This window comes from Bradyrhizobium sp. CCBAU 53351 (assembly GCF_015291745.1).
In the GTDB taxonomy this organism is placed as follows: Bacteria; Pseudomonadota; Alphaproteobacteria; order Rhizobiales; family Xanthobacteraceae; genus Bradyrhizobium.
On the sequence record NZ_CP030059.1, the window covers coordinates 5,195,799 to 5,209,162 of the forward strand.

General features: G+C 63.9%; 11 protein-coding genes. 1 reads left to right on the plus strand and 10 read right to left on the minus strand.

The window, feature by feature from the left end:
* Positions 1-115: 115 nt before the first annotated feature.
* Positions 116-532 (plus strand): CHRD domain-containing protein, encoded by a 417-nt coding sequence (locus XH83_RS24695; protein ID WP_194403308.1) that lies wholly within the window; start codon positions 116-118, stop codon positions 530-532.
* Between the two features lie 73 nt (positions 533-605).
* On the opposite strand, the gene XH83_RS24700 is transcribed toward XH83_RS24695, so the two are convergent.
* The 10 genes from XH83_RS24700 to XH83_RS24745 form a co-directional block, all read right to left on the minus strand.
* Positions 606-1,889: a cystathionine gamma-synthase family protein gene (locus XH83_RS24700; protein ID WP_194403309.1), complete on the minus strand. Its 1,284-nt coding sequence runs from the start codon at positions 1,887-1,889 to the stop codon at positions 606-608.
* A gap of 299 nt (positions 1,890-2,188) precedes the next feature.
* The gene (locus tag XH83_RS24705; RefSeq protein WP_194403310.1) at positions 2,189-2,635 is read right to left on the minus strand and encodes a cytochrome c; all 447 of its coding nucleotides are present in this window, start codon (positions 2,633-2,635) and stop codon (positions 2,189-2,191) included.
* A gap of 148 nt (positions 2,636-2,783) precedes the next feature.
* Positions 2,784-5,093, minus strand: a complete 2,310-nt coding sequence (locus XH83_RS24710; protein ID WP_194403311.1) for a xanthine dehydrogenase family protein molybdopterin-binding subunit — start codon at positions 5,091-5,093, stop codon at positions 2,784-2,786.
* A gap of 283 nt (positions 5,094-5,376) precedes the next feature.
* Positions 5,377-5,766, minus strand: coding sequence for a DUF1127 domain-containing protein (locus tag XH83_RS24715; protein WP_194403312.1), 390 nt, complete (start codon positions 5,764-5,766; stop codon positions 5,377-5,379).
* A 347-nt stretch (positions 5,767-6,113) separates the two neighbouring features.
* Positions 6,114-6,563: a cytochrome c gene (locus XH83_RS24720; RefSeq protein ID WP_194403313.1), complete on the minus strand. Its 450-nt coding sequence runs from the start codon at positions 6,561-6,563 to the stop codon at positions 6,114-6,116.
* Positions 6,564-6,714: 151 nt separating this feature from the next.
* Positions 6,715-8,241 carry a murein biosynthesis integral membrane protein MurJ gene (gene murJ, locus XH83_RS24725; protein WP_194403314.1) on the minus strand — a complete coding sequence of 509 codons (1,527 nt, stop codon included), beginning with the start codon at positions 8,239-8,241 and terminating at the stop codon, positions 6,715-6,717.
* 241 nt (positions 8,242-8,482) lie between these two features.
* On the minus strand, positions 8,483-9,634 hold the full coding sequence (locus tag XH83_RS24730) for a DegT/DnrJ/EryC1/StrS aminotransferase family protein (protein ID WP_194403315.1): 1,152 nt from the start codon (positions 9,632-9,634) through the stop codon (positions 8,483-8,485).
* Between the two features lie 52 nt (positions 9,635-9,686).
* Complete coding sequence (locus XH83_RS24735) at positions 9,687-10,691, minus strand: Gfo/Idh/MocA family protein (RefSeq protein WP_194403316.1); 1,005 nt, start codon at positions 10,689-10,691, stop codon at positions 9,687-9,689.
* Positions 10,692-10,872: 181 nt separating this feature from the next.
* Positions 10,873-12,285, minus strand: a complete 1,413-nt coding sequence (locus XH83_RS24740; protein ID WP_194403317.1) for a mannose-1-phosphate guanylyltransferase/mannose-6-phosphate isomerase — start codon at positions 12,283-12,285, stop codon at positions 10,873-10,875.
* A 7-nt stretch (positions 12,286-12,292) separates the two neighbouring features.
* The gene (locus tag XH83_RS24745) at positions 12,293-13,282 is read right to left on the minus strand and encodes an NAD-dependent epimerase (protein ID WP_194403318.1); all 990 of its coding nucleotides are present in this window, start codon (positions 13,280-13,282) and stop codon (positions 12,293-12,295) included.
* Between the last annotated feature and the right edge of the window lie 82 nt (positions 13,283-13,364).

Sequence of the window (13,364 nt, forward strand, 5' to 3'; positions counted from 1 at the left end):
TCGTCGCGGCTCCAACCACGAAGAATTTAGCCCGCCCTGACCGGAAACGGGAATAAACTGAAATGCCGGCTGTTGGAAGTTTGGCAGCCCGAATGGGTTCAGCAGGGAGAGTGTCATGAACAAGACCATCATTGCCGCCTTAGCGCTCGGTGCCATCAGCTTCGCAGGCCCGGCCAGCGCCGAAAAGCTCAAAGCAACGCTCGACGGCAAGTCCGAGGTGCCGGCAACCACCAGCAGCGGCACCGGAACAGCGGACCTGAACTATGATGCCGCCAGCAAGAAGCTGTCCTGGACCGTCACCTATTCCGGCCTCTCCGGCCCCGCCACCGCCGCCCATTTCCACGGACCTGCCGAGGCCGGCAAGAATGCCGGCGTGGCGATCGCGATTCCGAATGCGACCGCCAGCCCCGTGAAGGGCGAAGCGACCCTCACCGACGCGCAGGCTGCCGATCTGCTCGGCGGCAAGCTCTACGTCAACATCCACACCGCGGCGAACCCGGGCGGCGAGATCCGCGGTCAGGTGACGAAGTAAGCCTCAAGGTTGCTTCGTTGCACGAAGGCCGGGCGCAGGAGGGGGCGCCCGGCCTTTTCGATTCCGTTGCACTCTAGGCCGCGTTCAGCGCCTGCGCGAGATCGGCGATCAGGTCCGAGGGGTTCTCGATGCCGATCGACAGCCGGATCGTGGAATCCAGCACGCCGATCTTGCGGCGGATGTCGGCGGGAACGCCGGAATGCGTCATCGTCGCGGGCAGGCTCGCGAGCGACTCGGTGCCGCCGAGGCTCACCGCCAGCTTGAGGATCTGCAGCGCGTTGAGGAATTTCACGGCGGCCTCCTTGCCGCCGACAATGTCGAACGAGAAGGTCGACCCCGCACCCAGGCATTGCCGCGCGAACACGCGCCCGGCCGGCGAGGAGTCCTCGTGGTGGCCGAGATAGTGGACCTTGGCGACCTTGGGATGATCGCGCAGATAATCCGCCACGAGCCGCGCATTGTCGTTGGCCTTCTCCATGCGCAGGCTCAGCGTCTCGAGCGAGCGGTTGATCATCCAGCAGGAATGTGGATCGAGCTGGGTGCCGATGGCGCCGCGCAGCGCCTTGATGCCTTTCATGATCGCCTTCGAGCCCATCGCGGCCCCCGCGATCAGGTCTGAGTGACCGCCGACATATTTGGTCAGCGAATACAGCGACAGGTCCGCCCCGTGCTCGATCGGCCGCTGAAACACCGGCCCGAGCAGCGTGTTGTCGCAGGCGATGATCGGCGTGTGTCCCTGCGCCTTTCCGATGGCATCGGCGATGCGGCGGATCATGGCGACATCGACCAGGCCGTTGGTCGGGTTGGCCGGGGTCTCGATCAGGATCATCGAGACGCGCCCCTTGGCCATCGCCTCTTCCGAGGCCTGCTTGACGGTGGCTTCGTCAATCCCGTCGGCGAAGCCGACGGCGCCGATCGACAGACGCGCCAGCGTGTTGGTCAGCAGCGTTTCGGTCCCGCCATAGAGCGGCTGCGAGTGCAGGATGACGTCGCCGGGGCGGACGAAAGCCAGGATCGTGGTCGAGATCGCCGCCATGCCGGACGAGAACAGCGCGCAGCTCTCGGTGCGCTCGTAGATCGAGAGCCTGTCCTCGACGATCTCGCTGTTGGGATGATTGAAACGCGAATAGACCAGCCCCGCGCCCATGCCTTCCGGCGGCTCGCGACGGCCGGCGACGAAGTCGAAAAAGTCCTGCCCGTCATCGGCCGTCTTGAATACGAAGGTGGAGGTCAGGAACACCGGCGGCTTGATGGCGCCTTCCGACAGCTGCGGATCATAGCCGTAGGTCAGCATCAGCGTTTCAGGATGCAGCATGTGATTGCCGATGTGCGTCTTCGACGGAAACGGTTTGACCATGGCCTGACTCGCTTTGATTGAGATCCTCGCCGCGCGCTGGAACTCCTGATGTCATGAGGCAGTCGAAAAAGACGAGCCGACTCACATCAACGCCACGGCCGTTGCTGCGAACATAACCGCTCGGACGGCGATCCGTCAGACCTTGCAAACGGAAAAAGGGCGGCTGCTTTCGCAACCGCCCTTCATCTTTCAAATTGAGTCTGTAGCCCGGATGGGCGAAGCGACATCCGGGACAGACTATGAGCTCGGCTGGAAGCCCCGGATATCGCTTCGCTCATCCGGTCTACGAAAGCACCGCCTCAGCTGTTCTTCACGCGGTAGGTCTCGTGGCAACCGCCACATTCCTTGCCGATGGCAGGCATGTTCGCCTTGAGCGAGTCCAGATCCTTGATCTTGCCCTTGGCCTCGCTGACGACCTTGGCGAAGCTTGCGATCTTCGCGTCGAAGCCGGCCTTGTCCTCCCAGACCTTCGGCGAGGTCGAGTAGTCGCCGTCGAGCTTGACGCCTTTGGCGCTGGCCGGAAACAGGGTCGGCAGCTTCTTGGCGGTATCCTCGAACTGCGCCAGCGCGCTGTCCACCGTGGCCTGGTCGTAGGGCTTCTCGCCCTTGACCATCGCCGACATCGCGCCGGCATTCTTGCCGTTGCCCTTCATGAGCATCTGAGCTTCCTTGGCGGAATCCTGTTGCGCCCAGACGGCACCCATCCCGAGCAGCAGCGCGCCCCCGACAACCAACATTCGCTTCATTCGCAAAATCCCTTTCCCTGATGCAGGATCGTGCCGACCCCTGAATGGGCCAACACCGATTGGCAGATTTCATTCCATGGGCAGTGCGACGATAAATCGTCGCACTGCGGCTGATGGGTTAAGCAAACGCGTGCGCGTCTGCCTGGTATTACAGGCTGTGACGGCGATGGTGTTCGCTGATCGCGATCCATACCCGCTCCGGGGTCGCCGGCATGTCGATGTGGTCGATCTTGTATTCGCGCCAGAGCCCATCGACGATGGCGTTGACGACGGCCGGACAGGAGCCGATCGCGCCGGCCTCGCCCGCCCCCTTCACGCCCATCGGATTGGTCTTGCAGGGGACGTTGGCCGTCTCGAACACGAAGGCGGGACCATCCGCCGCCCGGGGCAGCGCGTAGTCCATGTAGGTCGCGGTGATGAGCTGGCCGTCGGTTGCGCCATAGACCACCTGCTCCATCAGGGCCTGGCCGATGCCCTGCATGGCGCCGCCATGGACCTGGCCGGCCAGCAGCAGCGGATTGAGCGTCTTGCCGAAATCATCGACGATCACGTAGTTGACGATCTTGATGATGCCGGTGGCCGGATCGATCTCGACCTCCGCGACATGGGTGCCGTTGGGATAGGTGCCGTCGGCACTGGCAAAGGTCGCGCTGCCGTTCAGCTTCGAGGGATCGACGCCGGGCCGCTTGGCGAGATCGGCGAACGAGATCGAACGGTCGGTGCCGGCGATACGCACCACGCCTTCGGAAATCTCGAGGTCGCCGGCGCCTGCCTCCAGCGCCTGCGCCGCGATCTCCTTGAGCTTTTGCCCAAGCTCCCGCGTCGCACGCTCGACGCTGACGCCGCCGGAGGGGATCGAGGCCGAGCCGCCGGTGCCGAGGCCCGTGGCAATCTCGTCGGTGTCGCCCTGGCGGACGTGGACCCGTTCCGGCGCGACGCCGAGCTGCTCGGCGACGATCTGGGCATAGGCGGTCTGGTGGCCCTGCCCGCTCGACTGCGTGCCGATCAGGACGGTGACGTCGCCGTTGGGATCGAGACGGACATTGGCTGTCTCCTCACCCATCACGCCGCAGATCTCGACATAGCTCGCCAGCCCAATGCCGCGGATCAAGCCGCCCTTCTTGGCCGCCTTGGCGCGCTTTGGAAATTCCTTCCACTCCGCGATCTCCATCGCGCGCTTGAGATGCGCGGCGAAGTCGCCGGAATCATAGACCTTGCCCGTGGCCGTCTTGTACGGCAGCGCCTTCGGCGGGATGAAATTCTTGCGGCGGATGGCATCCGGCGTCATGTCGAGTTTTCGCGCGCAGGCATCGACGAGGCGCTCGATGACATAGGCCGCCTCGGGCCGGCCTGCGCCGCGATAGGCGTCCACCGGCACGCTGTGGGTGAAGATGGTGCGCACCCGGCAATGGAAGGCCTGGATGTCGTAGAGCCCCGGCAGCATGCCGGCACCACCGTGCGGAATGTAGGGCCCGAAGGTCGACAGATACGCGCCCATGTCGCCCATGAGGTCGCAATCCATCGCGAGGAACTTGCCGTCCTCGGCGAGCGCCATTTTGGCGGTGGTGACGTTGTCGCGGCCCTGCGCGTCACCCATGAAATGCTCGGTGCGGTCGGCTGCCCATTTCACCGTCTTCTTGAGCTTCTTGGCCGCAACCGCCATCAGGGCGTATTCGCGATACGGAAACAATTTCGTGCCGAAGCCGCCGCCGACGTCGGGGCAGATCACCCGCATCTTGTCGGTGGGGATGTTGAGCACATTCTGGCACAGGATGTCGCGCAGGCGATGGCTGCCCTGGCTGCCGATCGTCAGCGTCAGATGGTCGCGCTTGGAATCGTATTCACAGACCGCGGCGCGCGTCTCCATGAAGCTCGCGACCACGCGCGGATTGACGATAGAGATCTCGGCGACCGCATGCGCCTTGGCGAAGGCAGCTTCGGTCGCCGCCTTGTCGCCGATCGAGACGTCGAACAGCACGTTGCCGGCCTTGTCGGGCCAGACTTGCGGCGCGCCCTTCTTCACGGCGTTGACGACGCCGGTGACCGCCGGCAGCGGCGACCATTTGACCTCGATCGCCTCGATCGCATCGCGGGCCTGGTCGATGGTCTCGGCGACCACGAAGGCGATGGAATCGCCGACATGGCGAACCTCGTCCTTGGCAAGGATCGGGTATGGCGGACCGGTGAACGGATCGGTCTCGAGATTGAACAGGCACGGCAGATTGCCGAGATCGGCGACGTCATCCGCGGTCAAAATCAGCGCAACGCCGGGCAGGCCGCGGGCTCGGCTTGCATCGATGGTGTATTTGGCATGCGCGTGCGGCGAGCGCAGCATCAGGCAGCGCAGCGCGGCCTGCGGCGCGTAATCGTCGGTATAGCGGCCCTTGCCGCGGATGAGCGCGTCATCCTCCTTGCGCAGCACGCTTTGGCCAACGCCGAACTTGATGGGAGCCGCCATTTTATCTTCCCGTTCTCATGGTTGTTTTGCGGGCATATTGCCGTGGAAAAACCGGCAAGGCAAACGGGGATTGGGCACGCCCACCCTCGAAAGGTCGGCATGCTACCCCTGTCGGAGGCGATGAGACGGAAAAGTCGCAGCTCGGTCATTTCTCGGTGAAGATCGATCCCGACCGAGGCACGATAGTTGCCAAACTTACCTGCCGTGCATGCATGCTTGAACAAGCGGCCACGCTGACCGCCGCTTGTTCGCAAAGCGCATGCCCTCTCCGATGGTTGATCGCCTACATCCCACCACGGTTCAACAGATACCTTGTTCGATCCCTGAGCGCATCGATCGCGCGTCCGGGTGCGATGCAGTCGATCTCACCGCGCGTCAAACCGATATCCATCAGCTCCCGGTCGTTCAGATCATGGAGGCTGACTTGTGATCGCTCGCGCCTCTGCAAAAGCGCCCTCCAATACTGATTAAGCAGACCCAAAACGCTTCGCGTCGCGGATCCGGCGGCATTCTTGTCGTACAAAGCGTTTTCCAGAGCCGCGGCCGATGCCTTGAGCCGTGATGCCAACGCCTGGTCGACCGCGCTCTTCGCTTGCACAATGGAGAGATTGAGGCCGCGCCTTGCGGCATCGCCCTCTATCCCGGGTGATATGTTCGTCAGTTGAGGTGGCATCGGATGCTCCTGCTGTTGAGCCGGCAGGAAGCGTGGCCACTAAAAAGGCCCCGTCCGATGCCGGCGGGGCCTGGTGGAAAAGATGTCGTCGTCGAATTCCTAGCGCACGACTCCTCCCACGGCCCAGCCGAAGCGGGTCATGTGGTTGCGGTTGACGGTGCGCGAGCATTTGGTCATGAGCTGCGAATAGCACGGCAATCGCGCAAAATCAAGAGATGTGGAGGGGCTGCCTACATCCTTCAGGCGAGCGCCTCGTTTCGGCGGATGCACCTGCAAGGCCCTCGGATCATCTTCCGCGGGGAGGCGCCGCTGCAGGACAGGCAAGCGAACTCGATACGTGCCGGCGGCTACTTTTGCTGAATACGGCCGAGATAATCGACGACGGAGAGGATACGTTTTCGCACGACGACCTCCGGGCTCTGCTCCGGTCCGGCCTTCTGCCAATAGGACGGATCGACATAGTGAGGCAAGTTGATGATGGGATTGAATCGTTCTCCCCAAATTGGCATCTCACGCGTGCCGTGAGCGGGAATTGTCTTCATCCCATCGATGACTTCATAGATGGTGTTCGTGGGAAACACGCCGTTGTTGTTCTTGGCCAGCATCGTCAGATCGGCAGGCGCTGTCTTCAACTGGCCGCTCACCGGTCCCTTGCCTCTGGCATCCGCACCGTGGCAACTCGCGCACGACGACTGAAATTCCGACTTGCCGACGTCGAAATCTTCGGCCTGAGCCGCTGCGGCGAAACCAGCGGCAAGACCGGTAATGATCAAACATTTCACAGCAGATTTTACCATGTCCTGCTCCGACGCTGGCCAGTAAGCCCCTACTCCTAGCCACTTCGCCCGCCGGCAGTTTGACCCACATCAAGACTGGCTTACGCGCGCTCCGATCCGACCCGGGTTCGGGCGGACGCGGACGGGATTTTGAAAAAGCTTGCGACCGCGCCTAACCGCGCACCAGCGAGACCAGCCAGCTGCGGCCGAACAAAACGAGGATCGCGAGCGCATAGACGATGGTGCCGCCGGCGGCGAGCAACACCAGCGTCACCTCGTCACGGAAATGCATCGAGCCTAACGAGGGACCGCTGAAGCGCGCGATCAGCCAGAACGCCACCGCAAGGATGATGCCAATCAGCAGGAATTTGCCGAGCGACATCAGCCAGGCTCGATCCAGCACGAGGAAACCGCGCCGCACGGCGAAGAACAGCACCAGCAACAGATTGGTCCAGACGCCGACGGCGGTGGCGAGCGCAAGGCCGATCTGGGCGAGCGATCCCATCAAGGCGACTTTGAGAGCAACGTTGACGGCGATGCCGGTCAGGGATGCCCGCACCGGCGTCGCGGTGTCCTTGCGCGCATAGAAGGTCGCGACCGCGCTACGGATCAGCACGAACGGGATCAGGCCGATCGCATAAGCCGCGAGCGTGCTGCCCGCGGCGACCGCATCGGCCTTGGAGAACGCGCCGCGGGCGAACAGCGCGCGCATGATCTCGTCGGGCACGGTAAGGAAGGCCGCGACGAACGGGATCGAGAACAGCAGCGTGAAATCGAAGGCGCGGCGCTGCGCCTTCATTGCGCCGTCGAGGTCGTTGGCCGTGATCCGCCGCGACATCTCCGGCAGCAGCACGGTGCCGATGGCGATGCCGATCACGCCGATCGGAAGCTGGTTGAGCCTGTCGGCATAGTATAGCGCCGACAGCGCGCCCGCGGGCAGGAAAGTCGCGATGATGGTGTCGGCGAACAGCGCGACCTGGGTGCCCATGGAGCCCAGTGTCGCAGGTCCCAGCGCTTTGAAAAAGCCGCGGACGTCTTCGTCGAGCTTCAATGGCGCAAAGCGCGGCAGGCCGCCATGGTGGGCGAGATCGCCGGCAAGCAGGAAATATTGCAGGAAGCCCGAGATGAGGACGCCCCACGCGGCGGCGTGGCCCGCGGTCGGAAACCAGACCGCAACCGCCAGCGTCATCATCATCGCGACGTTGAGGAAGATCGACGCCGCCGCTGCGCTGGCAAAGCGCTGCATCACGTTGAGCATGCCGCCATAGAGCGTCACCAGCGTGATCAGGAGCAGATAGGGAAAGGTGATCCGGGTCAGTTCGATCGCGAGCCTGCGCTGCTCGGCGTCCTCGGAAAAGCCGGGCGCCAGGATGCTCATGGCCTGCGGCATGAACAGCCAGGCGACGAGCAGCAGCAGAACTTGCGAGGCCAGCAGCAACGTGAAGATGCGGTCGGCGAACAGATGTGCCGCCGCTTCCCCCTTCTCGCCATGGACATGGGCATAGGCCGGCACCCAGGCGGCGTTGAAGGCGCCCTCGGCGAAGATCGCGCGGAAATGATTGGGCAGCCGCAGCGCCACGAAGAAGGCATCGGCCACCGGGCCGGCGCCGAGGATCGCCGCGAGCATGATGTCGCGGGCAAATCCCGTCAGCCGCGAGAGCAGCGTGTAACCACCGACCGTGAAGATGCGTCCGAGCATGCGTCTGTTTTAGAGCATGGCGCGATTAGGTCTAGGTGGAAGCGGCCGGAGAGGTCGATTGCAGCGACGATGCCCGTTGCTGTGCCCTCTCCCCTTGTGGGCGAGGGCAGCACCGAGGGTAGACGCAAGTTCAATCGGGTGAGGGGTCTCTCTCCGCGCATTCCGTGCGGAGAGAGACCCCTCACCCGTCTCGCCGCTACGCGGCGATCCACCCCCTCCCACAAGGGGAGAGGGAAAGAAATCAGCCCGCCAGCGCGCCGCGGACGGCGGCGATCACGCGCTCCTGGTCGGCTTCGGTCAGATAGGCGTGCATTGGCAGGCTGATGACGTCCTGCGACAGGCTCTCGCAACCCGGCAGGCCGCCCTCGGCGACCGGATATTGCTTGTAAGCGGTCTGCTGGTGCATCGACTTGCCGTAATAGATCGCGGTCGGCACACCCTGGGCCTTCAACGCGGCGGCAAAACCGTCGCGGTCGGTGCCCTTGGGCAGGCGGATCGTGTACTGCGCCCAGACCGAGGTGTTGCCGGGCGCGAGGCGCGGCACGGTGACGACGTTGGAGAGGCCACGCGCGTAGCGCTCCGCAACCTTGTTGCGGGCGGTGATCTCGTCGTCGAAGATCTTCAGCTTCTCGATCAGGACCGCGGCCTGCATGGTGTCGAGCCGGCCGGTCAGGCCGAGGCGGACGTTGTCGTATTTATCGACGCCCTGCCCGTGCACGCGGATGCTGCGCAAGATCGCCGCGAGCTCGTCGTCATCGGTGAAGATCGCGCCACCGTCGCCGAAGCAGCCGAGCGGCTTGGCCGGGAAGAAGCTGGTCGCGGTGGCGAGGCCGAAGGTGCCGAGCTTGCGGCCCTTGTAGCTGGCGCCAAAGCCTTGCGCTGCGTCATCGAGCACGAACAGGCCCTCGGCCCTGGCGATCTCGGCGATGGCGTCGTGATCGGCGGGCTGGCCGAACAGGTCGACCGGAATCACCGCCACCGGCTTGAGGCCGGCCTTGCGCGCCGTCGCGATGCCGCGCTTGAGCGATTCCGGGCTCATGTTGAAGGTGGCTTCGTCGACGTCGACATAGACGGGCGTCGCGCCGGTCCGCGCTACCGGCGAGGCCGTTGCGATGAAGGTGAAGGACGGACACAGCACGGCATCGCCGGGCCCGACATTCTTCGCCATCATCACCATCAGAATGGCGTCGGTACCGCTGGCGCAGCCGATCACGTGCTTGGCGCCGCTATAGGCTGCGAGCTGCTTCTCGAGCTCGAACACCTCAGGGCCGTTGACGAACTGGCAATGGTCCATCACGCGCTTGACGGCCTCATCGAGCGAGGCGCCGAGCCGGCGGCGCTGCGAGGCAACGTCGATGAAGGGAATGGGTTCGGAACGCAGATGCTGGTTCATTGTCTGGTTCTTGGCGCCTTGCTGGTGTTGAGCAGTCGACATGGAAAGGGGATCAGCCGGCGACGCGGCGCGGCCCCTTGAGGGCGGACGATTTGGCCGCGGGCCGCGACGGCGTCTCCAGGCACTGGGTCGCGATCTCGAGGCTGGCGACACCCTCGTCGCCGGTGACCGCCGGCGTCTCGCCGTTACGCACCGCCTTGAGGAACGCGATCAGCTCGGCGCGCAGCGGCTCGTCATGGCCGACCGGCAGATGCCGCATCGAATAGCTGCCGTCAGGCTTGAAGCCGAAGCATTCGGTGACCTGGCGCGTCAGGAGATCGCCCATCACGTATTTGCCGCGGGTCGCGACCGTGACGCTGCGCGCCTTGAACGGCGTCAGCCAGTTGGTGTTGATGTGGGCGAGCACGCCGCTCTCGGTGCGGAACTGCAAGAGCGCGATGTCCTCGCGCTCGGCAACCGCGCTCGACAATTGCGGCTGCACCTCGACGATGTCGGATTCGGTGAACCAGCGGATCAGATCGATGTCGTGCACGGCAAGGTCGATGACGACGCCGACATTGGACATGCGCGGCGGGAACGGGCCGACGCGGGTGATGGCGATGGAGAGAATGTCCTCGCCCGCGATCGCCTGCTTGACGGCGGCCACGGCCGGATTGAAGCGCTCGACATGGCCGACCATCAGCGTCACGCCGGCCTTCTGCGCGGCGGTGACGATCTCGCGGCCCTCTTGGACGGTGGAGGCGATCGGCTTCTCGACCAAGACATGGATGTTCTTGGCGATGCAGGCGAGCGCGACCTCGTGATGCAGATGGGTCGGCGCAGCGATGGTGACGGCGTCGACGCCGGCCGCGAACAATTCGTCGAGCGTCTCGAAGCTCGGGCAATTGGCAAGTTCCGTCGCGCGGCTGCGATGCGCCGGCGAAGGATCGACGACGCCGACGAGGCTGACGCCGGGCAGTCCGCTGAGCACGCGCGCATGGTTGCTGCCCATCACGCCCGCGCCAATGACGCCGACGCGCAAGCCGGCCTTGGCCGGTGCAGATCCTTTGGAACTCATCTGAGCAAACCCCGATTCAACGCAAATCCCCGGCGCGCTTCTAGCACGGACGCCACATTTGTGGCGAATGCCGCCCTCGCGGCCCGGACACGATTTGATTCAAAAAGTTACACGTTCCCCGGGCCTTAGGCCGAAAAATATCGCCTGTTGGGCCCGGGTCTCGTGATTCGGAGTTTGCTGGTTACGACCTTTGGTAGTCGTCTTCAATCCGGATGATGTCGTCTTCCCCGAGATAGGAGCCGGTCTGGACCTCGATCAGTTCCAGCATGATTTTACCGGGGTTCTCCATGCGGTGGACGGCGCCCATCGGGATGTAGATCGACTCGTTCTCGTGCACCATCTTCACGGTGTCATCGACCGTCACCTGCGCGGTGCCGCGAACCACGATCCAGTGCTCGGCCCGATGATGGTGCTTCTGCAGCGACAGCCGCCCGCCCGGCTTCACCACGATGCGCTTGACCTGGTGGCGCTCGCCATTGTCGACGGACTGGTAGCTGCCCCAGGGACGATGCACCTTGAGATGCTCCTCGGTGACCTTCGGCGCGACCGCCTTCAGCTTGGTGACGAGACGCTTCAGGCCGTTGGCATCCTTCTGGCGCGAGACCAGAACCGCATCCGCGGTTGCGACCACGACGAGATCATCGACGCCTTCGAGCGCGACCAACGCCTGGTCGGTCGTGACGTTGCAGTTGCGGGAATCCTCAAACACAGCGGCACCGTGCGCCGCATTGCCCTGCGCATCCTTCGCGGACAATTCCCACACCGCGTGCCAGGAGCCGACGTCCGACCAGCCGCACGACACCGGCACCACCGCAGCGCGCGCGGTCTTCTCCATCACGGCATAGTCGATCGAGATCGCCTTCGCCGCGCCGAACGCCTCCGGCTCCAGCGTGACGAAGCCGAGATCGCGTCCGGCATTGTTGACCGCGTTGCTGACCGCCTCGACGCTTGCCGCATCCACCTTGCGGTATTCGTCGAGCAGCACGCTCGCCGGGAACATGAAGTTGCCGCTGTTCCAGAGATAGCCAGAATTGACGTAGTCGGAGGCCTTCACAGCGTCCGGCTTCTCGACGAAGCGCGCGACCGCATGCACCTCGCCGGAGATCAACTCGCCAGGATTGATGTAGCCGTATTCGGTCGCCGGCCGCTCCGGCTTGACGCCGAAGGTGACGATGCGTCCGGTGCTCGCTGCGGTAAGCCCCTCGCGGCAGGCGGCAACGAAAGCGGCATTGTCCTGCACCACGTGATCGGCGGCGAGCGCGAGCACGATGGCCTCACTGGCGCGGTTCTGCGCGAACACCGCGCCGGCTGCGATCGCCGGCCCTGAATCGCGCCGCATCGGCTCGAGGATCACGTCGGCCTCGATGCCGATCTCGGCGAGCTGCTCCAGCACCATGAAGCGATAGGACGCGTTGGTGATGACGATCGACCGGTCGAACAGGGAGGGATCGGAGACGCGCAGCAGCGTGTCCTGGAAGGTCGAGCGCGTGCCGAACAGGGGAAGGAACTGCTTGGGCCGCACCTCGCGCGACGCCGGCCACAGCCGCGTGCCGGCACCGCCGCACATGATCAGGGGGATTATGCGTTTGTCCATCGTCATCTCAAACCTTGAAGTAGTCCCGATACCAGGTGACAAAATTATGGACCCCATGCTCGATCGGCGTTGACGGTGCAAAGCCGGTGTCGCGCATCAAGTCCTCGACATCCGCGAACGTTTCCAGCACATCTCCCGGCTGCATCGGCAGCAATTCTTTGATCGCCGTCCGGCCCAACTCCCGCTCCAGAAGACCGACGACATGCATCAGTTCCTCCGGATGGTGATTGCCGACATTGTAGAGCTTAAACGGCGCATTTGCGGCAGAAGGATCGTCCGAGGGCACAAGATCGATCAGCTTGGATACGACACGCGTCACATCATCAATATAGGTGAAGTCGCGGCGCATCTGCCCATGGTTGAAGAGCCGGATCGGCTTGCCGGCCATGATGGCGTTTACGAACAGAAACATGGCCATGTCGGGCCGTCCCCATGGCCCGTAGATGGTAAAGAAGCGCAAGCCCGTGACCGGCAGGCGATAGAGATGGCTATAGGACTGCGCCATCACCTCGTTCGCCTTCTTGGTCGCGGCATAGAAGCTGACGGGATGATCGGTGCGGTCCGCAACCGCAAATGGCATTTTTGTGTTGGCGCCGTAAACGGAGGATGACGAGGCGTAGACGAGATGACGACAGCCGTTATTGCGGCAGCCCTCGAGCACGTTGAGAAAGCCGACGAGATTGGAATCGGCGTAGGCGTGCGGCTGCTCGATCGAGTAGCGCACGCCGGCCTGCGCCGCGAGATGCACCACCTCCGTGAAACGATGCTGCGCAAACAGCCTCGCGATCGTCTCGCGATCGGCAAGATCGGCCTCGACGAAGGAGAAACCGGAGTCGTTCTGCAACAGCGCCAGGCGCGCCCGCTTCAGTGCCGGATCGTAATAGGGGTTGAGATTGTCGAGCCCGACGACGGTGCGGCCTTCGCCCAGGAGCTGCCGGGCGACGTGAAAACCAATGAAACCAGCCGCGCCAGTAACCAAAATCGCCTGATCTGTCATCCTGTTCCCTGGGGATCCAAGCCGGCCCTGTTTAGCCGCCACCTCGATCGGCTCGCAATAGGCCCGCCGCGCGTCATGAGGA